Annotated in this window: 18 protein-coding genes and 1 pseudogene; 9 read left to right on the forward strand and 10 right to left on the reverse strand. The window is 72.1% G+C overall.

What is annotated here, in order from left to right; genetic code table 11:
- Positions 1-217 precede the first annotated feature (217 nt).
- Positions 218-1,219 (reverse strand): annotated as a pseudogene (locus ACFZCP_RS11980) (ADP-ribosylglycohydrolase family protein); the annotation flags it as partial.
- Between the two features lie 267 nt (positions 1,220-1,486).
- Here ACFZCP_RS11980 and ACFZCP_RS11985 point away from each other — a divergent pair.
- The 4 genes from ACFZCP_RS11985 (at position 1,487) to ACFZCP_RS12000 (ending at position 9,692) form a co-directional block, all read left to right on the forward strand.
- Positions 1,487-2,218 carry a VIT1/CCC1 transporter family protein gene (locus ACFZCP_RS11985; protein ID WP_391426420.1) on the forward strand — a complete coding sequence of 244 codons (732 nt, stop codon included), beginning with the start codon at positions 1,487-1,489 and terminating at the stop codon, positions 2,216-2,218.
- Between the two features lie 400 nt (positions 2,219-2,618).
- Positions 2,619-7,211, forward strand: a complete 4,593-nt coding sequence (gene gltB / locus ACFZCP_RS11990) for a glutamate synthase large subunit (protein ID WP_391426888.1) — start codon at positions 2,619-2,621, stop codon at positions 7,209-7,211.
- Positions 7,204-8,667 (forward strand): glutamate synthase small subunit, encoded by a 1,464-nt coding sequence (locus tag ACFZCP_RS11995; RefSeq protein ID WP_391426422.1) that lies wholly within the window; start codon positions 7,204-7,206, stop codon positions 8,665-8,667. Before gltB ends, ACFZCP_RS11995 begins: the two co-directional genes overlap by 8 nt.
- 302 nt (positions 8,668-8,969) lie before the next feature.
- Entirely contained in the window at positions 8,970-9,692 is a 723-nt protein-coding gene (locus ACFZCP_RS12000) for a VWA domain-containing protein (RefSeq protein ID WP_391426424.1), read from the forward strand.
- Here ACFZCP_RS12000 and ACFZCP_RS12005 read toward each other — a convergent pair.
- Positions 9,689-10,639: an acyl-CoA dehydrogenase family protein gene (locus tag ACFZCP_RS12005; protein WP_391426426.1), complete on the reverse strand. Its 951-nt coding sequence runs from the start codon at positions 10,637-10,639 to the stop codon at positions 9,689-9,691. The two genes, ACFZCP_RS12000 and ACFZCP_RS12005, sit on opposite strands and share 4 nt — an antisense overlap.
- Positions 10,639-11,778 (reverse strand): acyl-CoA dehydrogenase family protein, encoded by a 1,140-nt coding sequence (locus ACFZCP_RS12010; RefSeq protein WP_391426891.1) that lies wholly within the window; start codon positions 11,776-11,778, stop codon positions 10,639-10,641. The genes ACFZCP_RS12005 and ACFZCP_RS12010 overlap by 1 nt, the downstream gene beginning before the upstream one ends.
- Positions 11,779-11,831: 53 nt before the next feature.
- Here ACFZCP_RS12010 and ACFZCP_RS12015 point away from each other — a divergent pair, with 53 nt between their 5' ends.
- From ACFZCP_RS12015 to ACFZCP_RS12025, 3 genes are read left to right on the forward strand one after another with little or no spacing between them, the layout of a single operon-like run.
- Positions 11,832-12,617, forward strand: coding sequence for an SDR family oxidoreductase (locus tag ACFZCP_RS12015; RefSeq protein WP_391426427.1), 786 nt, complete (start codon positions 11,832-11,834; stop codon positions 12,615-12,617).
- A gap of 48 nt (positions 12,618-12,665) precedes the next feature.
- Positions 12,666-13,277 carry a TetR family transcriptional regulator gene (locus tag ACFZCP_RS12020; protein WP_391426893.1) on the forward strand — a complete coding sequence of 204 codons (612 nt, stop codon included), beginning with the start codon at positions 12,666-12,668 and terminating at the stop codon, positions 13,275-13,277.
- Between the two features lie 38 nt (positions 13,278-13,315).
- The gene (locus ACFZCP_RS12025) at positions 13,316-14,473 is read left to right on the forward strand and encodes an acetyl-CoA C-acetyltransferase (protein WP_391426429.1); all 1,158 of its coding nucleotides are present in this window, start codon (positions 13,316-13,318) and stop codon (positions 14,471-14,473) included.
- On the opposite strand, the gene ACFZCP_RS12030 is transcribed toward ACFZCP_RS12025, so the two are convergent.
- From ACFZCP_RS12030 to ACFZCP_RS12045, 4 genes are read right to left on the reverse strand one after another with little or no spacing between them, the layout of a single operon-like run.
- Positions 14,457-15,515 (reverse strand): nitronate monooxygenase, encoded by a 1,059-nt coding sequence (locus tag ACFZCP_RS12030; protein WP_391426432.1) that lies wholly within the window; start codon positions 15,513-15,515, stop codon positions 14,457-14,459. The genes ACFZCP_RS12025 and ACFZCP_RS12030 overlap by 17 nt on opposite strands.
- The gene (locus ACFZCP_RS12035; protein WP_391426433.1) at positions 15,515-16,384 is read right to left on the reverse strand and encodes a CoA-transferase; all 870 of its coding nucleotides are present in this window, start codon (positions 16,382-16,384) and stop codon (positions 15,515-15,517) included. The genes ACFZCP_RS12030 and ACFZCP_RS12035 overlap by 1 nt, the downstream gene beginning before the upstream one ends.
- The gene (locus tag ACFZCP_RS12040) at positions 16,381-17,232 is read right to left on the reverse strand and encodes a CoA-transferase (RefSeq protein WP_391426435.1); all 852 of its coding nucleotides are present in this window, start codon (positions 17,230-17,232) and stop codon (positions 16,381-16,383) included. Before ACFZCP_RS12040 ends, ACFZCP_RS12035 begins: the two co-directional genes overlap by 4 nt.
- Entirely contained in the window at positions 17,233-17,976 is a 744-nt protein-coding gene (locus ACFZCP_RS12045) for an enoyl-CoA hydratase family protein (protein ID WP_391426895.1), read from the reverse strand.
- Between the two features lie 100 nt (positions 17,977-18,076).
- Here ACFZCP_RS12045 and ACFZCP_RS12050 point away from each other — a divergent pair, with 100 nt between their 5' ends.
- Both ACFZCP_RS12050 and ACFZCP_RS12055 read left to right on the forward strand, forming a co-directional pair.
- Positions 18,077-18,877, forward strand: coding sequence for an SDR family oxidoreductase (locus ACFZCP_RS12050; protein ID WP_391426437.1), 801 nt, complete (start codon positions 18,077-18,079; stop codon positions 18,875-18,877).
- The gene (locus ACFZCP_RS12055) at positions 18,874-19,779 is read left to right on the forward strand and encodes an SDR family oxidoreductase (RefSeq protein ID WP_391426439.1); all 906 of its coding nucleotides are present in this window, start codon (positions 18,874-18,876) and stop codon (positions 19,777-19,779) included. The genes ACFZCP_RS12050 and ACFZCP_RS12055 overlap by 4 nt, the downstream gene beginning before the upstream one ends.
- A 242-nt stretch (positions 19,780-20,021) precedes the next feature.
- Here the strand turns inward: ACFZCP_RS12055 and ACFZCP_RS12060 are convergent, their stop codons facing one another.
- The 3 genes from ACFZCP_RS12060 to ACFZCP_RS12070 form a co-directional block, all read right to left on the reverse strand.
- Positions 20,022-20,489 carry a MarR family transcriptional regulator gene (locus tag ACFZCP_RS12060; protein ID WP_391426441.1) on the reverse strand — a complete coding sequence of 156 codons (468 nt, stop codon included), beginning with the start codon at positions 20,487-20,489 and terminating at the stop codon, positions 20,022-20,024.
- A 370-nt stretch (positions 20,490-20,859) separates the two neighbouring features.
- Positions 20,860-21,747: a hypothetical protein gene (locus ACFZCP_RS12065; protein WP_391426443.1), complete on the reverse strand. Its 888-nt coding sequence runs from the start codon at positions 21,745-21,747 to the stop codon at positions 20,860-20,862.
- Between the two features lie 268 nt (positions 21,748-22,015).
- Positions 22,016-23,785, reverse strand: a complete 1,770-nt coding sequence (locus ACFZCP_RS12070) for a beta-galactosidase (protein WP_391426445.1) — start codon at positions 23,783-23,785, stop codon at positions 22,016-22,018.
- Positions 23,786-23,807 lie beyond the last annotated feature (22 nt).

Below are 23,807 nucleotides of genomic sequence, written 5' to 3' on the forward strand. Positions count from 1 at the left end.
CCGATTGGGAAGTCGGTTCCGGGACGGCGGGTGCGTCGGTCGGTTGGGAGGTGGGGCCCGGGACGGCGGGCGGTTCGGTTGTGCGGGCGGCGGGCCCGGCGGGTGCCTCGGTCGGTTGGGAGGTGGGGCCCGCGGTGGTGGCTGGTTCGGGCGGGTGAGGGGTGGGCGTCACCCCCTTCGGCAGGCAGCCCGGCATCACCACGTCCGCCCCCCACTTGCCCCCCTCCTCCGGTACCAGCAGTTCCGCCACGTCCAGGATGTGGTGGCCCGCCATGGACGGCAGGCAGCGGCCGCGGGCCGGGCCGATGGCCGAGGCCCACTCCAGAGGGATGGCCGACAGGCCCTGCGTCGCGCCGGAGAGGGCGCCGGCCACCGCCGCCGTCGTGTCGGCATCCCGTCCCATGTTCACCGCGGTGAGGACCGCCTCCCGGAAATCACCGTCGGCCGCCGCGTACGCACCAAAGGCGAGGGCGACCGCCTCGGGCGCCAGGTCGGTCCACGGGTAGCCGCCGATCACCACCGCGCAGCGCACCGCCCGTTCGCCGCGGTGGGCCACGGTCACCGCACGGCGCAGGGAGCGGGCCGTCCAGGAGTCGTCGGGGACGACCGCGAGGGCCGAGGCGATCACCACCGCGGGCGGGGCGCCCGCCATCGCCGCCGCGACTCCCGCCGCGACCGCCTGGCCGCCGTAGATGCCCTCGCCCTCGTGGCTGACCGAGCCGTCGATCGCCACCAGCCGCGCCGCTTCGGCGGGGCGGCCCGCCGCGAAGACGCCGAAGGGGGCCGCTCGCATCGCCAGGCCGTCGCTCCAGGCGTGGCGGTGCTGTGCGGAGATGGGGGCCGCAAGACCCCGGCGCAGGTTCTCCAGCGTGCCGCGCTCACTGAAGCCCGCCCCGCGGAAGGGCCCCTCGGCCCGGTCGGCGATCCACTCGTGCCAGGCGCCCTCGACATGGGCGGGGGTGAGCGCCGAGCCGTGCCGGGCCAGCAGCAGGCCCGAGAAGATCGCGTACTCGGTGTCGTCCGTGCCGCACGGCCGCTCGGAGACGTATCCCGTGATGCGGCCCCAGCGGGCGCGGATCTCGGAGGGCCTGAGGTTCTCCGCGGGTGCCCCGAGCGCATCGCCGACGGCCAGGCCGAGCAGGGCGCCGCGGGCCCGTTCGCGGGGCCCGGCGGCGCCCCCGGGCGCCGCGAGCGGGGGAGTGCAGGCAAGGGATGCCATGGGCCGCCTCTCCTTCGAGCAGGGGCTTGGGAGCCCCCTTTGCGGATGTGTCCCACGGACTCGGTCGGCGCGTGCCTCCATGGGGTCCGCATCACCCACGCGGCATATGAGCAGCCATGATCACGAATGAGCGATCGAGGGTAAACCCGCAGGTTAGCCCAGCCTTTCCTTGCTGGCGCCCAGGAAGTTATGGGCGTAGGTTCTGTGTTGTCGAAAAGTAGAACTCGTCCAAAGTTAGCTTTGGCTAAGCTTCCTGGGGGACCCCGCATGGCCATCATCGAAACCGAGGCCGCGCTGCACGAGGCGCACCGTGACAACCACACGCACCGCGACGTCAACGGCGGCTGGCTGCGCCCCGCCGTCTTCGGTGCGATGGACGGCCTCGTCTCCAACCTCGCCCTGATGACCGGCGTGGCCGGCGGGTCCGTCGGTCACCAGACGATCGTCATCACCGGGCTCGCGGGGCTCGCCGCGGGCGCCTTCTCCATGGCCGCCGGCGAGTACACCTCCGTCGCCTCCCAGCGCGAACTCGTCGAGGCCGAGCTCGACGTCGAGCGGCGCGAGCTGCGCAAGCACCCGCAGGACGAGGAGGACGAGCTCGCCGCACTCTACGTGGCCCGCGGTGTCGAGCCCGAGCTGGCCCGGGAGGTCGCCCGGCAGCTGTCCAGGGATCCTGAGCAGGCCCTGGAGATCCATGCCCGTGAAGAGCTCGGCATCGACCCCGGCGATCTGCCGTCGCCGCTGGTCGCGGCCGTGTCCTCGTTCGGGTCGTTCGCGCTCGGCGCCCTGCTGCCCGTCCTGCCCTTCCTGCTGGGTGCTGCCGCCCTCTGGCCGGCCGTGCTCCTCGCGCTCGCCGGACTCTTCGGCTGTGGTGCGGTCGTGGCCAAGGTGACCGCACGGAGCTGGTGGTACAGCGGTCTCAGGCAGCTCGCGCTGGGTGGCGCGGCGGCCGGTGTGACGTACGCCCTGGGCACCTTGATCGGAACGGCCGTAGGATAGTGCCACGGCTACTTATGCGTTGGGCCGCATAGGCAGCCGTTACTCGCTGGTTTCGAATGCTTAACCACCGGGCATGAGCCGTAAGCGCTGTGGGCAATGACGCCTGCGGTACATCGCGGGACGAGTGAAGCCGCTCTCCCCGCCCTCCAGGGTCGATGGACGCAGATCTGACCGATCTTGTCCCGTTCGGTCCCCCACACTTTCCGTCACTCGTGTGCAGCACCACCGTGACCCCACGGTGCCTGCCGTCACCCGTATGGCGTCCGCATGCTGGAACGCAGTATCCGGTTCCCGGGAATGACTCCATCATGTAATCTCATCGAAATTTCGCCACTCCGCAGAGGGCCAACGTCGTCCCTCGGCACTTGCCACATGCCACATGACGACGACGGGAGAGCCGATGCGTTCGCCGCGCCAGCCGTCCCAGCATTCCGTGAATGGCCAGAACTGGTCGTTCATGGATGCTCGCCCTGCTGCGCAGGGTATGTACGACCCCCGCAACGAGCGCGACGCCTGTGGCGTCGGCTTCGTGGCCACTCTCACCGGCGAGGCGAGCCACGCGCTGGTCGAACAGGCGCTCACGGTTCTGCGCAACCTGGAGCACCGCGGCGCCACCGGCTCCGAGCCGGACTCCGGCGACGGCGCGGGCATCCTCTCCCAGGTGCCGGACGCCTTCTTCCGCGAGGTGGCCGCATTCGAACTCCCCGCGGCGGGCTCGTACGCCGTCGGTATCGCCTTCCTCCCGGAGGACGGGACCCAGGACGCCATCTCGAAGATCGAGACGATCGCGTCCGAGGAGGGTCTGACCGTCCTCGGCTGGCGCGAGGTTCCCGTCGCCCCGGAGCTGCTGGGCGCGACCGCCCGGTCCACCATGCCGGTCTTCCGCCAGATCTTCGTGACCGACGGCGCCAGCGAGGGCATCGCGCTGGACCGCAAGGCCTTCGTGCTGCGCAAGCGCGCCGAGCGCGAGGCGGGCGTCTACTTCCCGTCGCTCTCCGCCCGCACGATCGTCTACAAGGGCATGCTGACCACCGGCCAGCTGGAGCCCTTCTTCCCGGACCTGTCCGACCGCCGCTTCGGCTCGGCCGTCGCCCTCGTCCACTCGCGCTTCTCCACGAACACCTTCCCGTCGTGGCCGCTCGCGCACCCCTACCGCTTCGTCGCCCACAACGGTGAGATCAACACCGTCAAGGGGAACCGCAACTGGATGCGTGCCCGCGAGTCCCAGCTGGTCTCCGACCTCTTCGGCGACCGGAACCTGGAGCGGATCTTCCCGGTGTGCACGCCGGACGCCTCCGACTCGGCGTCCTTCGACGAGGTGCTCGAACTCCTGCACCTCGGCGGCCGCTCGCTGCCGCACTCCGTGCTGATGATGATCCCGGAGGCGTGGGAGAACCACGACTCCATGGACCCGGCCCGGCGCGCCTTCTACGGCTACCACTCCACGATGATGGAGCCCTGGGACGGCCCCGCCTGCGTCACCTTCACCGACGGCACCCAGGTCGGCGCCGTGCTCGACCGCAACGGCCTGCGCCCCGGCCGCTACTGGGTCACCGACGACGGCCTGGTCGTCCTCGGCTCCGAGGTCGGCGTCCTCGACATCGACCCCGCCAAGGTCGTCCGCAAGGGCCGCCTGCAGCCCGGCAAGATGTTCCTCGTCGACACCGCCGAGCACCGCATCGTCGAGGACGACGAGATCAAGGCGACCCTCGCCGCCGAGCATCCGTACGCCGAGTGGCTGGAGGCCGGTGAGATCGAGCTGGGCGACCTGCCCGAGCGCGAGCACATCGTCCACACCCACGCCTCGGTCACCCGCCGCCAGCAGACCTTCGGCTACACCGAGGAGGAGCTGCGCGTCATCCTCGCGCCGATGGCCAAGGCCGGCGCCGAGCCGATCGGCTCCATGGGCACCGACTCGCCGATCGCGGCCCTGTCCGAGCGCCCGCGGCTGCTGTTCGACTACTTCACCCAGCTCTTCGCGCAGGTCACCAACCCGCCGCTGGACGCGATCCGCGAGGAGCTGGTCACCTCGCTGCGCTCCTCGCTCGGTCCGGAGGGCAACCTGCTGGAGCCGACCGCGGCGTCCTGTCGCAGCGTGACCCTGCCCTTCCCGGTCATCGACAACGACGAGCTGGCCAAGCTCATCCACATCAACGCCGACGGCGACATGCCCGGCTTCAAGGCCGCGACCCTCTCGGGCCTGTTCCGGGTCTCCGGCGGCGGCGACTCCCTCGCCGCGCGCATCGAGGAGATCTGCGCCGAGGCCGACGCGGCCATCGAGAACGGCGCCCGCCTGATCGTCCTCTCGGACCGCCACTCCGACGCCGAGCACGCGCCGATCCCGTCGCTGCTGCTCACCGCGGCCGTCCACCACCACCTCATCCGCACCAAGCAGCGCACCCACGTGGGCCTGCTGGTCGAGGCCGGTGACGTCCGCGAGGTCCACCACGTCGCCCTGCTCATCGGTTTCGGTGCCGCCGCCGTGAACCCATACCTGGCGATGGAGTCCGTCGAGGACCTGGCCCGCGCGGGCACCTTCCTGTCGGACACCGAGCCCGAGAAGGCCATCCGCAACCTGATCTACGCCCTCGGCAAGGGCGTCCTGAAGGTCATGTCCAAGATGGGCATCTCCACCGTCGCCTCCTACCGCGGCGCCCAGGTCTTCGAGGCCGTCGGTCTCGACGACGCTTTCGTGGAGAAGTACTTCAACGGCACGGCCACCAAGATCGGCGGCGTCGGCATCGACGTCATCGCCAAGGAGGTCGCCGCCCGCCACGCCAAGGCGTACCCGGCCTCCGGCATCGCTCCCGCGCACCGCGCGCTGGAGATCGGCGGCGAGTACCAGTGGCGCCGCGAGGGCGAGCCGCACCTGTTCGACCCGGAGACGGTCTTCCGTCTCCAGCACTCCACGCGCTCCGGCCGCTTCGACATCTTCAAGAAGTACACCGAGCGGGTGAACGAGCAGTCCGAGCGGCTGATGACGCTGCGCGGCCTGTTCGGCTTCACGTCCGACCGCCAGCCGATCTCCATCGACGAGGTCGAGCCGGCAAGCGAGATCGTCAAGCGCTTCTCCACCGGCGCCATGTCGTACGGCTCCATCTCCAAGGAGGCGCACGAGACCCTCGCCATCGCCATGAACCAGCTGGGCGGAAAGTCCAACACCGGTGAGGGCGGCGAGGACCCGGAGCGCCTGTACGACCCCGCGCGCCGCTCGGCGATCAAGCAGGTCGCCTCCGGCCGCTTCGGTGTGACCTCCGAGTACCTGGTCAACGCCGACGACATCCAGATCAAGATGGCCCAGGGCGCCAAGCCCGGCGAGGGCGGCCAGCTGCCCGGCCACAAGGTCTACCCGTGGGTCGCCAAGACGCGTCACTCGACGCCGGGCGTGGGCCTCATCTCCCCGCCGCCGCACCACGACATCTACTCCATCGAGGACCTGGCCCAGCTGATCCACGACCTCAAGAACGCCAACCCCAGCGCGCGCATCCACGTGAAGCTGGTGTCGGAGGTCGGCGTCGGCACGGTCGCCGCGGGTGTCTCCAAGGCGCACGCGGACGTGGTCCTGATCTCCGGTCACGACGGCGGCACCGGCGCCTCCCCGCTGACCTCCCTGAAGCACGCGGGCGGCCCCTGGGAGCTGGGCCTGGCCGAGACCCAGCAGACGCTGCTGCTCAACGGCCTGCGCGACCGGATCGTGGTGCAGACCGACGGCCAGCTCAAGACCGGCCGTGACGTGGTCATCGCCGCGCTGCTCGGCGCCGAGGAGTTCGGTTTCGCGACCGCCCCGCTCGTCGTCTCCGGCTGCGTCATGATGCGCGTCTGCCACCTGGACACCTGCCCGGTCGGCATCGCCACCCAGAACCCGACCCTGCGCGAGCGCTTCGCCGGCAAGGCCGAGTACGTGGTGAACTTCTTCCGGTTCATCGCCGAGGAGGTCCGCGAGCTGCTGGCCGAGCTGGGCTTCCGCTCCATCGAGGAGGCCGTCGGCCACGCCGAGGTCCTCGACGTGGCGCGGGCCGTGGACCACTGGAAGGCGCAGGGCCTGGACCTGGAGCCGCTCCTGCACGTGCCCGAGCTGCCCGAGGGCGCGGTGCGCCACCAGATCGTCGCCCAGGACCACGGCCTGGAGAAGGCCCTGGACAACGAGCTGATCAAGCTCGCCGCGGACGCCCTGGCCGCCTCCGACGCCACCAAGGCACAGCCGGTGCGCGCCCAGGTCGCCATCCGCAACATCAACCGCACGGTCGGCACCATGCTGGGCCACGAGGTGACGAAGAAGTTCGGCGGCGCGGGCCTGCCCGACGACACCGTCGACATCACCTTCACCGGCTCGGCCGGCCAGTCCTTCGGCGCCTTCCTGCCCCGCGGTGTCACGCTGCGCCTGGAGGGCGACGCCAACGACTACGTCGGCAAGGGCCTGTCCGGCGGCCGCATCGTCGTCCGCCCGGACCGCGCGGCCGACCACCTCGCCGAGTACTCGACCATCGCGGGCAACACCATCGCCTACGGCGCCACCGGCGGCGAGCTGTTCCTGCGCGGCCGCAGCGGTGAGCGATTCTGCGTCCGCAACTCCGGCGCGCTCGTCGTCGCCGAGGGCGTGGGCGACCACGGCTGCGAGTACATGACCGGCGGTCACGCGGTCGTCCTCGGCCAGACCGGCCGCAACTTCGCGGCGGGCATGTCCGGCGGCATCGCGTACGTCATCGATCTCGACCCCGACAACGTCAACGTCGGCAACGCCGGCGCGGTCGAGGCGCTGGACGACACGGACAAGCAGTGGCTGCACGACGTGGTGCGCCGCCACGCCGAGGAGACCGGCTCGACGGTCGCGGAGAAGCTGCTCGCCGACTGGGACGCGGCCGTGCAGCGGTTCAGCAAGATCATCCCCAGCACGTACAAGGCAGTGCTCGCCGCCAAGGACGCCGCCGAGCGAGCGGGTCTCACGGAGACCGAGATCACCGAGAAGATGATGGAGGCGGCGATCAATGGCTGACCCGAAGGGCTTCCTGAACCACGGCCGTGAGGTCGCCACGTCCCGCCCCGTCGCCGAGCGGGTCAAGGACTGGAACGAGGTCTACGTCCCCGGCTCCCTGCTGCCGATCATCAGCAAGCAGGCAAGCCGCTGCATGGACTGCGGCATCCCGTTCTGCCACAACGGCTGTCCGCTGGGGAACCTGATCCCCGAGTGGAACGACTACGCCTACCGCGAGGACTGGGCGGCCGCCCAGGAGCGGCTGCATGCGACCAACAACTTCCCGGAGTTCACCGGTCGCCTCTGCCCGGCCCCCTGCGAGTCGGCGTGTGTGCTCGGGATCAACCAGGCGCCGGTCACCATCAAGAACGTCGAGGTCTCGATCATCGACAAGGCGTGGGAGACCGGGGACGTCGCCCCGCAGATCCCCGAGCGCCTCTCCGGCAAGACGGTCGCGGTCATCGGCTCGGGCCCGGCGGGCCTGGCCGCCGCCCAGCAGCTGACCCGGGCCGGCCACACCGTCGCCGTCTACGAGCGCGCCGACCGCGTCGGCGGCCTGCTCCGCTACGGCATCCCCGAGTTCAAGATGGAGAAGCGGCACATCAACCGCCGCATCGAGCAGATGCGCGCGGAGGGCACCCGCTTCCGCACCGGCATCGAGATCGGCCGCGACCTGAAGGCGACGGACCTGAAGAAGCGGTACGACGCCGTGGTCCTGGCCGTCGGCGCGACGACCGCCCGCGACCTGCCGGTGCCCGGCCGCGATCTCAAGGGCATCTACCAGGCGATGGAGTACCTGCCGCTGGCCAACAAGGTCCAGGAGGGCGACTACGTCACCACCCCGATCTCGGCCGAGGGCAAGCACGTCGTCGTCATCGGCGGCGGCGACACCGGCGCCGACTGCGTGGGCACCGCCCACCGCCAGGGCGCTGCCTCCGTCACCCAGCTGGAGATCATGCCCCGTCCGAACGACGAGCGGCACCCGACCGGTCAGCCCTGGCCGACCTTCCCGATCCTCTACAAGGTCACCTCGGCCCACGAGGAGGGCGGCGAGCGGATCTACTCCGCCTCCACCACCCACTTCGAGGGCGACGAGGACGGCAACGTCCAGTGGCTGCACCTGGCCGAGGTCGAGTTCGTCGACGGCAGGCTGACCCAGAAGCCGGGCACCGAGCGGAAGATCCCGGCCCAGCTGGTCACCCTCGCCATGGGCTTCACCGGCACCGACCGGGACAACGGCCTGGTCGAGCAGTTCGGCCTGGCACTGGACGAGCGCGGTAACATCGCCCGCGACGCCGAATTCCAGACCAACGTGCCGGGTGTGTTCGTCGCCGGTGACGCCGGCCGCGGACAGTCCCTGATCGTGTGGGCGATCGCGGAGGGCCGCTCGGCCGCCCGCGGTGTCGACCGCCACCTGACCGGAGCCAGCGACCTGCCGGCCCCGATCCGCCCGACGGACCGCGCGCTGGCGGTCTGACGGGTCACCGATATACGTCCCGTACAAAGGCGTACGGGCGGGGCCAGTCTGAGGGACACCCCCGGACCCCCGCAGACGGCGCCTGCCCACCAAGTCCCCGACCGGACGGATGGGCAGGCGCCGTTGCATGTCTGCTCCCGCTCCCGCTCCCGCTCCCGCTACGCGGTCGGGCCCGTCACCTCGACCGGGGCGCGGACCGGCGGCAGCGTCGGCAGGGCGAACTGCCCGGGCCGCAGCGAGTGGCAGGGTGGCCGATCATCTACGCTCGGCCCGGGGACACGGGAAGCAAGGGGGAACGGGGCATGGCGGCGATCGGTCTGCGCAAGGTGGAGGAGACAGCGCCCGCGCTCGCCGGGCCCTACAGGACCGCCGGGGTCTGCCTGCGCAAGCACGGCCTGGACGGGCTGCGGGCCGCCGTGTACCTGGTGGTCGACTACTCGGGTTCGATGAAGCCGTACTACGCGGACGGCAGCGTGCAGGCGCTCGCCGACCGGGTGCTGGGCCTGTCCGCGCATCTGGACGACGACGGCCGGGTGCCGGTGGTCTTCTTCTCCACGGACATCGACGCGGTCACCGACATCGCCCTCGACGGCCACGAGGGCCGGATCGAGCGGATCGCGGCCGGACTCGGGCACATGGGCAGGACCAGCTACCACCTGGCGATGGACGCCGTCATCGACCATTACCTCGACAGCGGCGCCACCGCCCCCGCGCTGGTCGTCTTCCAGACCGACGGCGGCCCGGTCAACAAGCTCGCCGCGGAGCGCTACCTGTGCAAAGCGGCCAAACTGCCGCTGTTCTGGCAGTTCGTCGGCTTCGGCGACCCGGACAGCCGGCAGTTCGACTTCCTGCGCAAGCTGGACGAGCTGGCGGTGCCCGGCAAACGGCTCGTGGACAACGCCGGCTTCTTCCACGCGGGCCACGACCCACGACGGGTCTCCGACACCGACCTGTACGACCGTCTCGTCGGCGAGTTCCCCCACTGGCTGGCGGCCGCACGCGCCGCGGGCGTCGTCACCGCCTAGCCTGCGTCGTCGAGGACCGCGTTCCGGCACTCCTCGGGCGTGCCCCACGCCGTGCGCAGGGCGCGGGCCCTGGTCAGCCACAGGGACAGGTCGTACTCCGCCGTGTACCCGATCGCACCGTGCAGTTGCAGCGCCGCGCGCGCGGTGGTGTACGCCGCCTCGCACGCCTTCAGCTTGGCCGCGGCCACATCTGCGGGATGCAGGGACAACGCCGCCCCGAAGAGCAGCGGGCGGGCGAACTCCAGGGCGGTCTTCGCGTCGGCGAGGCGGTGCTTGACCGCCTGGAAGGAACCGATGGGCACGCCGAACTGCGTGCGCTGCCGGACGTGGGCGACCGTACGGTCGAGCAGGGCGAGGCCCACACCGAGGGCCTGCGCGGCGGTGGCGAGGCGGGCCCAGGTGAGGGCGTGGGCGTTCGGCGGCCCGGGGACGAGAAGTTCGCCGCCGGGGGTCAGCGGGGTCGGACGACGGGCGGGGTCGAGACAGGGGCGGACCGGGCCGGGGCCCGGGGACAGGTACAGGCCCTCGCCCCTCGCCGCGAGGTGCAGCGTGGCCGCATCGCCGTCCAGGGCGTACCCGCCGGCCGCCGCCACGGTCGCCATGGTGTCGCCCGCCGCGAGCCCCGGCAGGAACCGCTTGGCCTGCCGGTCCTCGCCGAGCAGCAGGGCCGCCGCGACCGTCTCCACGAGCGGTCCGGGCACCGCATGTCTGCCCAGCTCGACGAACGCGACGGCCAGTTCCACCGGGTGCAGCCCCAGCCCTTCGTACTCCTGGGGCACCGCGAGGGCGAACACGCCCGCCGCCGCGACACGGCGCCACAGCGCACGGCCGCGCGCATGGTCGCCGCGGCTCCAGTCCCGGATCGCCGCCGGGGTGCCGACCGACGTCAGCATCGCGTTCAGCGAGTCGGCGAACGCGCGCTGCTCGGCGTCGAGGAGGAAGCGCATCAGCGGCGTCCCTTCGGCAGGCCGAGCAGGCGCTCGGCGACGATGTCGCGCTGGATCTCGTTGGTGCCGGCGTAGATGGGGCCGGCGAGGGAGAAGACGTACCCCTCCGCCCAGGCGGTGTCCGCCGACTCGCCCTCCTCGCCCAGCAGATCGAGCGCCGTCTCGTGCAGCGCGAGGTCGTACTCGGACCAGAAGACCTTGTTCATGCTGGACTCCGGGCCGAGTGAGGCGCCGTCCAGGAACCGGGAGGCGGCCGCGTAGGTGAACAACTGGTAGGCACGGGCGCCGATCACCGCGTCGGCCACCCGGGCGCGCGCGTGCCCGGGGCGGCCCCGCGCCGTCCACAGCTCCCGCAGCCGGGCGGCGGAGGCGAGGAAGCGGCCGGGGGAACGCAGCGTGAGGCCGCGTTCGTTGCCCGCCGTCGACATCGCGATCCGCCAGCCCTGCCCGGGCTCGCCGATCACGTCCTCGTCCGGCACGAACACCTCGTCCAGGAACAGCTCCGCGAAGGCCGGCTTCCCGTCCAGGCGGCCGATCGGGCGGACGGTGACGCCGGGGGCGCGCAGGTCGAACATGAGATAGGTGAGCCCCTGGTGCGGCTTCGGGGCGCCGGGGTCGGTGCGGAACAGGCCGAAGGCCCGGTCGGCGAAGGCCGCCCGCGAGGACCAGGTCTTCTGGCCGCTGAGCAGCCAGCCGCCGTCCGTCCGCTCGGCCCTGGAGGTGAGCGCTGCGAGGTCGGAACCCGCCTCCGGCTCCGACCAGGCCTGGGCCCAGACCACCTCGCCGGAGGCCATCGGGGGCAGCACGCGCGCGCGTTGCTCCGCGGTGCCGTGGTCGAAGAGGGTCGGGGCGAGCAGGCTGATGCCGTTCTGGCCGACCCGGCCGGGCGCGCCCGCCGACCAGTACTCCTCCTCGAAGACCAGCCATCCGATGAGAGAGGCCGCACGGCCGCCGTACTCCTCGGGCCAGGACACCACCGACCAGCGGTCCGCGGCCAGTTCGGCCTCCCAGGCGCGGTGGGCCGTGAAACCCTCCGCGGTCTCCAGGGAGGGCAGCGGGGTGCGGGGCACGTGTTCCCGCAGCCAGGAGCGTGCCTCGGCGCGGAACTCCTCGTCGGCCGGAGCATGGGTCAGGTCCACGGTCGCCGTCACCAACCTTCCCTAACAAGTGTTTGGTAGATTAGCGTGGCCCTATGACAAGCGTCGAGAGTCCGGCGTACGAGCCCGGGCACGGGCTGCTGGAGGGCCGCACCGCCGTCGTCACCGCGGCGGCCGGAGCGGGCATCGGCGGGGCGACCGCGCGCCGCTTCCTGGAGGAGGGCGCCCGGGTGCTGATCAGCGACGCCCACACACGCCGTCTGAAGGAGCACGAGGCCCGGCTGGCCGCGGAGTTCCCCGGCGCCGTGACCGCAACACCCTGCGACGTCACCGACGAGGCCCAGGTGCGGGCGCTGTTCGAGGCGGCCGTGCACGAGCACGGAAGGCTCGACATCGTCGTCAACAACGCGGGGCTGGGCGGGACGTCGGACCTCGTCGACATGACCGACGAGCAGTGGTCCCGCGTCCTTGACGTCACGTTGAACGGCACCTTCCGCTGCACCCGGGCGGCCCTGCGCGCCATGCGGGACACCGGCGACGGAGTGATCGTCAACAACGCCTCCGTGGTCGGCTGGCGCGCCCAGGCCGGGCAGGCCCACTACGCCGCCGCGAAGGCCGGCGTGATGGCGCTGACCCGGTGTGCGGCGATCGAGGCGGCCGCCTTCGGCGTGCGGGTCAACGCGGTGGCGCCGAGCCTCGCCATGCACCCGCACCTCGCCAAGGTCACCTCGGCCGAACTGCTCCGGCAGCTGACCGGGCAAGAGGCCTTCGGGCGGTACGCAGAGCCCTGGGAAGTGGCCAACGTGATCGTGTTCCTCGCCTCCGGCTACTCCTCGTACCTCACCGGCGAGGTCGTCGCCGTCAGCAGCCAGCACCCCTGACGGCGGGCAGACCACAATGGGTTCGTGCCGACCAAGAAGAAGCCCCAGGTGACCGCCCCGAAGAAGCCCCCGGCGGCCGCCGCCCAGGCGCGCCGCAGCGAACTCCTCGACACCGCGGCCGAGGTCTTCGCCGAACAGGGCTACAACGCCACCACCGTCCGGACCATCGCCGACCACGCCGGCATGCTCGCGGGCAGCCTCTACTACCACTTCGACTCCAAGGAGTCGATGCTGGAGGAGATCCTGCGCACCTTCCTCGACGAGCTGTGGGACGGCTACGACACCGTCCTGGCCTGCGGACTCGGGCCCCGCGAGACCCTTCAGGCCCTGGTCACCGAGTCCTTCCGGGAGATCGACCGGCACCGCGCCGCCGTCGCGATCTACCAGAAGGAGAGCAAGCAGCTCGTGGCGCAGGACCGCTTCGCCTTCCTCGCCGACTCGCAGCGCCGGTTCGAGAAGGCGTGGCTGTCCACGCTGGAACGCGGCGTCGCCGAGCACGTCTTCCGCGCCGACCTGGACGTACGGCTCACCTACCGGTTCGTCCGGGACACGGTGTGGGTCGCCGCGTCCTGGTACCGGCCCGGCGGACAGCACAGCCCGGAGGAGATCGCCCGCCAGTACCTGTCGATGGTGCTGGACGGGATCGCCGTACGCGCATGACATCACGCTCACCGCCCCTTTCCTGTGAGGGAGTCGCCATGGCCGAGGCCTACATCGTCGAAGCGGTCCGTACGCCCGTCGGGCGGCGCGGGGGAGGACTCGCCCGGGTCCACCCGGCCGACCTCGGCGCGCACGTGCTCAAGGCGCTGATGGAGCGCGCCGGTGTCGACCCGGCCGCCGTGGAGGACGTCGTCCTCGGCTGCCTGGACGCGGTCGGGCCCCAGGCCGGGGACATCGCCCGCACCTGCTGGCTGGCCGCGGGGCTGCCCGAGGAGGTGCCGGGCGTCACCGTCGACCGGCAGTGCGGCTCCTCCCAGCAGGCCGTGCACTTCGCCGCACAGGCCGTGCTCTCCGGCACCCAGGACCTGGTGGTCGCGGGCGGGGTGCAGAACATGTCCCAGATCCCCATCGCGTTCGCCTCCCGGCAGGCCGCCGAACCCCTCGGCCTGACCGACGGCCCCTTCCTCGGCAGCACCGGCTGGCGCGCCCGCTACGGCGACCAGCCCGTCAACCAGTTCACCGGCGCCGAGATGATCGCCGCCAAGTGGGGCATCAGCCGTGAGGACCAGGAGGAGTTCGCCCTGCGCTCGCACCGCAGGGCGGTGTGGGCCATCGACACGGGCCGCTTCGAACGCGAGACCGTCCCCTACGGCGAGGCCACCGTCGACGAGGGCCCGCGCAGGGACACCTCACGGGAGAGGATGGCCGCCCTCAAGCCCGTCCTCGACGGCGGCACCATCACCGCGGCCTGCTCCTCCCAGGTCTCCGACGGCGCCGCGGCCCTGCTGCTGGCCTCCGAGCGGGCGGTGACCGAACACGGGCTGCGCCCGCGCGCCCGCGTCCACCATCTCTCCGTGCGCGGCGAGGACCCCATCCGCATGCTCTCCGCGCCCATCCCGGCCACCGCGCACGCCCTGAAGAAGACCGGTCTGACCATCGACGCCATCGACCTCGTGGAGATCAACGAGGCCTTCGCCCCGGTCGTCCTGGCCTGGCTGAAGGAGACCGGAGCGGACCCGGAGAAGGTCAACGTCAACGGCGGCGCGATCGCCCTCGGCCATCCGCTCGGCGCGACCGGCGTCCGGCTGATGACGACCCTGCTGCACGAACTGGAGCGCACCGGTGGCCGGTTCGGCCTCCAGACCATGTGCGAGGGCGGCGGCCAGGCGAACGTGACGATCATCGAGCGGCTCTGAATCCGTCCAGTCCCGTCAGCACCTCCTCCGCCTCCTTCACGATCCGCTCCACCAGCTCCGCGCACGACGGCAGGTCGTCGATCACTCCGGCGACCTGCCCGGAGGCCATCACCCCCAGGTCCGTACGGCCGTCGACCATCGCCGACTTCAGCAGCATCGGCGTGTTCGCCGCCAGCAGCACCTGACTCCAGGACAACTCCTTGCCGTGGCGCAGGGTCAGCCCGTCGCGGACCATCTGCCGCCAGGTGAGCCCGGACAGCCGCCGGAAACCCGCCGCCCGCCGCACCGCGTGGACCAGGGCCGGTAGCCGCCCGGACCGCTCCAGGGCGTCAACCAGTTCCGTGCGCAGCATCCGGTGGGGCAGACCGTCCACCGCCCGGGTGACCGTGACGTCCCGGACCGTCGCCGCCAGATACCGCGCCTTCACCGCAGCGGGAACCGTCGAGTCCGAGGTGAGCAGGAACCGTGTGCCCATCGCCACCCCGGCCGCCCCGTACGCCAGCGCCGCGACCAGGCCCCGCCCGTCGAAGAAGCCGCCCGCCGCCACGACCGGTATCCGCACGGCGTCCACCACCTGCGGCAGCAGCACGGACGTCGCCACCTCGCCGGTGTGCCCGCCGCCCTCGCCCCCTTGCACGATCACCGCGTCCGCACCCCACGCGGCCACCTTCTCGGCGTGACGGCGGGCCCCGACGGACGGGATGACCACCACACCGGCCTCCTTGAGCCGGGCGATCAGCTCGGCGGAAGGGGCCAGCGCGAAGGAGGCCACCCGGACGCCCTCGTCCAGCATGATCTGCACACGGTCGGGCGCGTCGGCCGCGTCGGCCCGCAGATTCACTCCGAACGGCGCGTCCGTGCGCGACCGGACTTCCCGTATCGCATCCCGCAGCCGGTCGGGGGACATCGTCGCGGAGGCCAGGATGCCGAGGGCTCCCGCGTTCGCCGCCGCCGAGACCAGCCGCGGGCCGGCCACCCAGCCCATCCCGCTCTGCACGACCGGATGGCGGACCCCGGCCAGCCGGGTCAGCGCGGTCTCCATCACCGGCCCGCCCCCTCGGGCAACTCACGCGTGCGGGCCCCGTCCGGATCCAGCTCCTCACGGATCAGCCGCAGTTCCTGTGCGGTGGGCTCCCGGGTGCACGGCACCTCGTCCGGCTCGGCGAGCGCGAAGCCCGTCGCCTCCCGCACCTGCTCCACCCCCACCCCCGGATGCAGCGAGGCCAGCCGCATCGAGCGGTCGGGCGTGGCGAAGTCGAAGACACCGAGGTCGGAGACGACCCGGGGGATACGGTGGAAACGGGCCGTGTTCCCCAGCCGGGCCGCCCGGTCGTATCCCACTCCGCACACCATGTCGACCTGCTCCACGAACACCCGCCGGGAGTGCTTCGGGATCCAGTAACTGGTCGGATTGTTGAGCGTGTTGAGCGGCGCTCCGCGCACCCCGAGCAGCTGCCGCCGGGGTCGTGCCCAGTCGCCGATGCAGGAGATGTTCTGGTTGCCGTGGCGGTCGATCTGGCTCGCGCCCATCATCACGTGCCGCCGCCCGCCCGCCACCAGGGCCAGATGCTGCCGGTAGGGGAGCCAGCCCTCGGGGGTGCCGTCCGGGCGGACGAGCAGCGCCTCGCCGTCGGTCAGGAGCAGGTCCGGCGCGAAGGTGAGCCGGGCCAGCCGCGCGCCCAGCGAGGGGATCAGACCCATCGGGCTCGCCAGGATCTCCCCGGCGCCGCGCCAGGCGTCGGCGCAGGCGATCACGCAGTACTCGGCGCGGGTGGGCGGGGGAAGGGGTGCGCGGGTGGGCGGGGGAAGGGGTGCGCGGGTGGTCGGGGGAAGGGGTGCGCGGGTGGTCGGGGGGAGAGGGGCACCGGTGGTCGAGGGAAGGGGGTCATGGGTGGGACGGGAGTCGCTCATTGCTCTCGATCCTTCCGCCAGGCCTGCACCGACTGCCGGTAGGCCTCCTCGTCCCCGGACAGGAACCGCTCGGCGAACTCCGCCCAGGGCGTGGAGGTGTACTGCCGCTGGAACGCCTCGTCCCGGCCGTAGTCCGGTGTGCAGGAGGTGAAGTGCGCACCGTTCGGCGCCTCGACCACGCCGGTCACCGCGAGCCGCTTCAGGAGCAGCGACTGCGGGGCCGCCTCCTTCGTCAGCTCGGCCGTGTCGACGATCCGTTCGCAGGAGACGTAGGCCGCGTCCGCCGCCTCGCAGAACAGGTCGTCGAAGTAGGGGTCGGGGCCCAGGTACTGCCCGTTGCCCAGCCGGTCGGCGCGGTTGACGTGCACCAGGGCGGCGTCCATCCGCAGGGCGGGCATCGCCACGAACGTCTCCCCGTCCTCGTAGGGCGAAGTGACGGTCCTCAGCGCCGGGTTCACCCGCATGACGTCCGAACCGACGCCCGCCCGCACCGGCAGGAACGGCAGCCGGCTGGCGGCCGCGTGCAGCCCCCACATGAACATCCCCTCGTCCACCTCCGTCAGCTCGAAGTCCCCGCGCTCGCGCGCCGCCCGGTAGTGCGGTTCGAGCGGGACCGAGTCGAGGGTGACGAAGGCGGTGACCAGCTTGCGGATCCGGCCGGCCGCGGCCAGCATGCCGATGTCCGGACCGCCGTAGGAGATGACCGTCAGGTCCCCGATCCCGGCTCGCAGCAGGGCCCTGACCAGAGCCATCGGCTTGCGCCGTGAACCCCAGCCGCCGATGCCCAGGGTCATGCCGCTGGAGAGCCGGGAGACCGCCTCCTCGGCCGTCATCGTCTTGTCGCCCATCTACGCACCCTCCTTCCCGAACGTGTCGCGGACCCGGTCGGCCAGTCCGCTGAGGTTGGCCTCGAAGGTGAAGCCCTGTTCGAAGCGGTAGCTGCGGCGCACGTCGACGGGATCGATCCCGTTGATGGCCGCCTTGGCCATGCGCAGCAGCCGCCCGTCCTTGACGGCGATCTCACGGGCCAGCTCCAGCGCTGCCGTCCGCAGCTGCGCGTGCGGCACCACTCGCCACACCGAGCCGTGTGCGTGGAGCTCGGCGGCACTCGCCGTGCGCGACGTGTAGTACAGCGTGCGCATCAGGTGCTGCGGGACCAGCCGGGCCAGATGGGTGGCGGCGCCCAGTGCGCCCCGGTCCAGCTCCGGCAGCCCGAAGGTGGCGTCCTCGCTCGCCACGATCGCGTCCGCGCTGCCCACCAGGCCTATCCCGCCGCCCAGGCAGAACCCCTGGACCGCCGCTATCACGGGTGTCTCGCACTCGTAGACCGCCGAGAAGGCCTCCGCGCAGCCCTGGTTGGCACCGATCAGGGCCTCCTGCCCGTGCGCCTGTATCTCCTTGATGTCCACTCCCGCGTTGAACCCGCGCCCCTCGGCGGCCAGCACCACGCACCGCACGTCGGGGTCGCGGCCCGCCGCGCGCACGGCCCGGGCCAGCTCGAACCAGCCCTGGACCGGCAGTGCGTTCACCGGCGGGAAGTCGACGGTGACTACGGAAATCCCTTTTTCCGGGACCGACATGGAGACACCCATGGACGCATCAGCTACCTTCGCACTCAACGCCTTTCCACCAAACATTTGTTAGGTGTGAGGCTTCGAAGCTAGCAGTCGCCGAAGACGAGCGGGAGGGCCTGTGGAAAACTCCGCACGCTCCGCGGACGGGCCTGTGGACGACGTGCTGCGCGGCAGAACCGTCGTCGTCACCGGCGGCACCCGGGGAGTCGGGGCGGGCATCGCACGGGCCTTCGCCGCATTGGGCGCCCATGTGCTGGCCTGCGCCCGCCGCCCCCCGGAACAGCCCCTGGACGGCGTGGAGTTCGCCCCCCTCGACCTGCGCGACGCACCCGCGGTCCGTACGTTCTTCGAGGCGCTGCCCCGCCTCGACGTGCTCGTCAACAACGCCGGCGGCACCCCGTACCGGCGGCTGGCCGACGCGGACGCCGAGCGGCACGCCCGGGTCATCGAGCTGAACCTTCTCACCCCGCTGACCGCCTCCCTGGCCGCCTACGAGCACCTGCGGCGCGCCCGGGGCTCGGTCGTCATGGTCGGCAGCGTGAGCGGCGGCCGTCCCTCGCCCGGCTCGGCCGCCTACGGAGCGGCCAAGGCGGGCCTGGAGAACCTGGCCGCCTCCATGGCCGTGGAGTGGGCCCCGGAGGTCCGCGTCAACACGCTGGTCGTCGGCATGGTCCGCACCGAGCTGTCCGCCGTGCACTACGGCGGCGCGGACGGCCTCGCCGCCGTCGCCCGCACCGTCCCGCTCGGACGGCTGGCCACCCCCGCGGACGTCGGCGCGGCCGCCGCCTTCCTCGCCTCCGACGCGGCCAGCTACATCAGCGGGGCGAGCCTGCTCGTGCACGGGGGCGGAGAGCGGCCCGCGTTCCTGGGCGCCGCAACCGCCAACAGGGAAGAACACCGCCAAGGAGGCCCGGGATGAGCGGAATCTGTGCAGGACGAGTGGTCGTCGTCACCGGTGCCGGACGGGGACTGGGCCGCGCCCACGCCCTCGCCTTCGCCGCCGAGGGCGCCCGGGTCGTCGTCAACGACCTGGGCGTCGGACTGGACGGGGTGCCGGGGCCGGGCAGCCCGGCGCAGGCCGTCGTCGCCCGGATCCGGGACGCGGGCGGGGAGGCCGTGGCGCACGGCGGCGACATCGCGACCACCGAGGGGGCCGCCTCGCTCGTGCGGACCGCCGTCGAGACGTACGGCCGGCTCGACACCCTCGTCAACAACGCCGGCTTCCTGCGCGACCGCATGCTCGTCAACCTCGACGAGAACGACTGGGACGCCGTGCTCCGGGTCCACCTCAAGGGCCACTTCCTGCCCCTCAGGCACGCCGCCGCGCACTGGCGGGCCGAGGCCAAGGCCGGGCGCACCCCGCAGGCCCGGATCGTCAACACCAGCAGCGGGGCGGGCCTGCTCGGGTCGGTCGGCCAGGGGAACTACAGCGCCGCAAAGGCCGGGATCGTCGGGCTGACCCTTGTCGCGTCGGCCGAACTGGCCCGCTACGGCGTCCAGGTCAATGCCGTCGCCCCGGCCGCCCGTACCCGCATGACCGAACGCACCTTCGCCGAAACCATGGCGGCCCCGGCCGCCGGCTTCGACGCCATGGCCCCCGAGAACGTCTCCCCGCTCGTCGTCTGGCTCGGCTCCGCCGCGAGCGAGGGGGTCACCGGCCGGGTCTTCGAGGCGGAGGGCGGCCGGATCACCGTCATGGAGGGCTGGCGCCCGGGTCCCACCACCGATCGCGGCGCGCGCTGGACACCGGCCGGGGCGGGGGACGCCGCGCTGAAACTGCTGGCCGCGGCGGAGACGCCGGGGGCGGTGTACGGGGCCTAGGGGCCCAGGTCTGGGCCGGCCCCTGTCCGGCGGTGCCGGCTCGACCGCACTCCGCCAGGCCTGATGGCAGTTCGATGTCCGGCGGCCGGCCGGCCGGGCTCGGGGCTCGGTGGCTCGGGGCATGGCGGAGTTCAACCGGCCAGGCAGGCGGGTACAGCCCGGCCAGGCAGGCGGGTTCAGCCCGGTCGGACGGGTGGATTCAGCTGGTCGGACGGGCAGGTTCAGCTGGTCGGACGGGCAGGTCAGCCGGTCAGGCGGGTGGCGGCCGCGCGCTGGCGCTCGCTCATGACGGACAGGAAGCGGATCACCGTGTCCAGCTCGGCCGTGCTGAACTCCTCGCAGGCCTCGACGACGTCCCGCGCCCAGTCCTCGAAGAACACGGACAGTTCGGCGATCTTCTTCTGGTTCAGCTCGACGAGCACCCGGCGCTTGTCCGTCGGGTGCTTGACCCTGTGCACAAAACCCTTGCCCTCCAGGCGGTCCAGCAGTCCGGTGACCGAGGCGGGGGCGAGCCCGGTCAGCTCAGCCAGGTCCTTGGCGGTGAGCGGGCCGCGGCGCTGGAGGTGGTCGAGGGTCTTCTCCTCCGTGGCGTTCAGCCCCTGCTTGGCGGCGATCGCCGAGTGGAACATGACCGTCATGGCACGGTGGTTCCGCCCGGCGTCCATGAGCTGCCGCAGTGTCTCGGCGCGTGTGCCGTCCGCCTCGGTCATGAAGCCACGCTAACAAATATTTCGTTCGGTCGAACTAAGGGCTTGTGGTCGCAGCCGCCCCGCTGCAAATCTTTCGCCAGTCCGAACGCAATAGATCCGGAGCAGGGGAGGACGGCACGATCGTCAACGTGGCGGTCCCCTCCGTCGGCCACGATCTGTAAGCCTCACCGAGCGATCTGCAATGGCTGGTCCCCGCCTGTCTGCTCGGCTTCGCCGGTGCGCGGGGTCAGGTGCCCACTCCGGGGGCAGGTGTCGCACTCCAGGGGTCAGGTGCCGCACTCCGGGGGCTACGTGTCGCACTCCAGGGGTCAGGTGCCGCACTCCGGGGGCTACGTGTCGCACCCCAGGGGTCAGGTGCCGCACCCGGGGGCTACGTGTCGCACTCCAGTACGGTGCGGCACAGGCCGCACCGGGCGCGGACCCGGCCCCGTACCGGCACCCTTATCCGCTGGTGGCAGGTGGGGCACGGGAAGGACACCCGCAGGCGGCCGCCGGGGCCGGGATCGGCGGTGAAGGTGTAGGCCCCGGCGGGCTGCACCGCGGGCGCACGGCGGCGGTCGTGGGCGTAACGGCGGCGCCCCGCCCAGCCGGCCGCGGTCAGCGGCGGCTGCTGCTCGTCCCGCCGGGCCCGGGCCATGCCCGCGGCGTAGGCCGTGTACGCCTGCGGGCTGGTGAACCACACGGAGGGATCCTCGTGGAAGAGCAGGGCCCGTTTGGCGAGGACGTAACCGAACTCCTCCGGCGTCAGATAGCCCAGCTTCTGGGAGGAGGCCCGGTCCTCGCGGTAGGCGTCCAGCAGCAGCCAGCCCGCCCCCAGGTAGGTCGTCGCCGTGTCCGTCAGGATCTCGTTCTCCGCCGTGGTGGGGAAGGAGAGGTCCAGGCGATGGAGATAGACGTGCATGACCTCGTGGGCGAGGGCCGCGCCGATGTCCCTGCGGTGGGTGCGGAAGCGGTCGTTCAGCTCCACGAAGTACTCGGGGCCCGCCGCCAGTTCGACGTTGGCCGCATGGGTCATCTCCCGGAAGCCGACGACCAGCCGGGCATCCGGCAGCCGGAAGTGCCGCACGATCTCCCGGGCCACCCGCTGGGCCCCCAGATGCAGGTCGTCCGTGTCGCAGAAGGCCACGTCGGCGGGGACCACACTGGTCGAGAAGGTCTGGACGGTGTCGTACGACAGCCTTCTGTACAGCGCGGTGATGGCGGCCCGCACCGTCTCCAGATGCGGGTACCCGTGTTCGACCGGTCCGCCGTTCGCCACGTCCGACCCCCAAAGACGCTCGGAACTCCCTTCCACTCTAGGCGGGGCGAGTGGTTTTCAGTCGTCCGGCTCCCCGGCGCGGGCGCGAGTTCCAGCCGTGTCGTGCGCACCGTGCCCGGACTCCGCACGCCCCTCGCACCGGCTTGGACCTGCCCCCTCGCACACCGGCCCCGACCTGTCCTCTCGCACCGGCCCCCGACCTGTCCTCCCACACCGGCCGCGGACCTGTTCCCTCGCATTCCCTCGCACCGGCCGCAGCCCTGTCCCCTCACACCGGCCGCAGGCGCGGCGCGGACTCGCCCCCGACCCCGCCCGGCGCCGCCTCCTGGAGCTCCAGCACCCACACCTCGTTCTCGCCCTCCCGCAGTACCGGACCGGGGACGTACAGGGACCGCTGGGGTCCGACGGACCAGTAGCGGCCCAGGCCGAAACCGTTCACCCAGGCGAAGCCCCGCGTCCAGTCCGGCAGTTCGAGCCGTGCGTCACCGGCGCCGCGGACCGTGACGGTGCCCCGGTACAGCCCCGGTGCGCCGGCCCCGGGCGGCGCACCGAACGGCACCGCCTCCACGCCGTCGGCGAAGGCCTCCAGATCCAGCCCACGCGCGCGTACCCCGTGCAGATACTGCCGCTCGTGCAGGACGCCCCCGGTGATGCCCTTCGCCTCACCGCAGCGCGGGCCGTAGGTGACCCTCCCCAGGGACTCCACCCACAGCTCCACGCGCGCGGGACCCGCGACGGGTTCCTTCAGCCGGGGCTCGTCCTCGGTGAGCACCCCGGCCCGCTCCCCGTCGACGTACACCACCGCGAGATCCCTGAGTCCCCGGACCGTCAGCGGGTACGGCTGCCGCGGCCCGGGCACGCCGACCTCGTAGCGCACCAGGCCCCGGCCGACGCCCAGTTCCTCGAACGTCGGCGCGACGGGCGTGTCGGTCTCCGTCCCGCCGAGCGCCTCCATGACGTCGCCCGCAGGAGCCCATCCGGTGAGCACCACATCCGTAACAGAGCCCAACCGGGCAGGTGGCGGCGGTGGTTCGGGCAGCGGGCCGGGGTGGTGCCCGGCCAGTACCGCACGGAAGCGCCAGAACTTCTCCGTGGGGCGCCCGTACTCGTCGACGGGGGCGTCGTAGTCGTAGGAGGTCACGTCCGGCTCCAGCGGGCCCTCGTGCAGCTCGCCGCCGCCCCGGTTGGCGCCCGCCCAGCCGGCGAAGCTCGTGCCGCCGTGGGCCATGTACACGTTCACCGAGGCCCCGCACTCCAGGATCTCCCGCAGGGTCTCGGCCGCCTCCTGCGGATCCCGTACGGTGTGGGAACCGCCCCAGTGGTCGAACCAGCCGCACCAGAACTCCATGCACATCAGCGGGCCCTCGGGGCGGTGCCGGCGCAGGGTCTCGAAGGCCGCGCGCGCGTGTGAGCCGAAGTTCACCGTGGCGAGCACCCCGGGCAGTGAGCCGCCGGTGAGCATGTGGTCCTCGGGGCCGTCCGAGGTGCACAGCGGGACCGAGACCCCCTTGACCCGCAACAGCCCGGCCAGCTGCTCCAGGTAGTCCGCGTCCGAGCCGTAGCTGCCGTACTCGTTCTCGACCTGCACCATGAGCACCGGGCCGCCGCGGTCGATCTGCCGGGGCACGATCTCGTGCAGCAGGTGGTGGAACCAGTTCCGTACGTGGAACAGAAAGCGCTCGTCGCGGGTACGCGCGCGCGTACCCACCTCGCCCGTCACCCAGTGGGGCAACCCGCCGTTCTCCCATTCGGCGCAGATGTACGGTCCCGGCCGCACGATCGCCCACAGGCCGGCCGCGCGGACGGCGTCCAGGAACCGCCCGACCGCCTGCACGTCCCGGAACCGGCCCGGGCCCGGCTGGTGCAGGTTCCACGGGACGTACGTCTCCACGCAGTTGAGGCCCATGGCCCGCAGCATCGCCAGCCGGTGCCGCCAGTGCCCCTCGTGCACCCGGAAGTAGTGCAGCGCGCCGGACAGCAGCCGTACCGGGCGTCCGTCCAGCAGGAAGCCCGATTCCCCCACCGTGAACTCGCTCATGCGGCCAAGCCTCGGCCCTGGC

It is taken from the genome of Streptomyces sp. NPDC007971, assembly GCF_042958635.1.
Taxonomy (GTDB): domain Bacteria; phylum Actinomycetota; class Actinomycetes; order Streptomycetales; family Streptomycetaceae; genus Streptomyces.

Bases quoted from the DNA above. Each gene is read 5' to 3' on its own strand.
- ACFZCP_RS11985 (WP_391426420.1), top strand. From the start codon at position 1,487: ATGGCCATCATCGAAACCGAGGCCGCGCTGCACGAGGCGCACCGTGAC.
- ACFZCP_RS12060 (WP_391426441.1), bottom strand. From the start codon at position 20,489: ATGACCGAGGCGGACGGCACACGCGCCGAGACACTGCGGCAGCTCATG.
- ACFZCP_RS12045 (WP_391426895.1), bottom strand. From the start codon at position 17,976: ATGGGTGTCTCCATGTCGGTCCCGGAAAAAGGGATTTCCGTAGTCACC.
- ACFZCP_RS12000 (WP_391426424.1), top strand. From the start codon at position 8,970: ATGGCGGCGATCGGTCTGCGCAAGGTGGAGGAGACAGCGCCCGCGCTC.
- gltB (WP_391426888.1), top strand. From the start codon at position 2,619: ATGCGTTCGCCGCGCCAGCCGTCCCAGCATTCCGTGAATGGCCAGAAC.
- ACFZCP_RS12070 (WP_391426445.1), bottom strand. From the start codon at position 23,785: ATGAGCGAGTTCACGGTGGGGGAATCGGGCTTCCTGCTGGACGGACGC.
- ACFZCP_RS12005 (WP_391426426.1), bottom strand. From the start codon at position 10,639: ATGCGCTTCCTCCTCGACGCCGAGCAGCGCGCGTTCGCCGACTCGCTG.
- ACFZCP_RS12015 (WP_391426427.1), top strand. From the start codon at position 11,832: ATGACAAGCGTCGAGAGTCCGGCGTACGAGCCCGGGCACGGGCTGCTG.
- ACFZCP_RS12040 (WP_391426435.1), bottom strand. From the start codon at position 17,232: ATGGGCGACAAGACGATGACGGCCGAGGAGGCGGTCTCCCGGCTCTCC.
- ACFZCP_RS12030 (WP_391426432.1), bottom strand. From the start codon at position 15,515: ATGGAGACCGCGCTGACCCGGCTGGCCGGGGTCCGCCATCCGGTCGTG.
- ACFZCP_RS12025 (WP_391426429.1), top strand. From the start codon at position 13,316: ATGGCCGAGGCCTACATCGTCGAAGCGGTCCGTACGCCCGTCGGGCGG.
- ACFZCP_RS12055 (WP_391426439.1), top strand. From the start codon at position 18,874: ATGAGCGGAATCTGTGCAGGACGAGTGGTCGTCGTCACCGGTGCCGGA.
- ACFZCP_RS11995 (WP_391426422.1), top strand. From the start codon at position 7,204: ATGGCTGACCCGAAGGGCTTCCTGAACCACGGCCGTGAGGTCGCCACG.
- ACFZCP_RS12035 (WP_391426433.1), bottom strand. From the start codon at position 16,384: ATGAGCGACTCCCGTCCCACCCATGACCCCCTTCCCTCGACCACCGGT.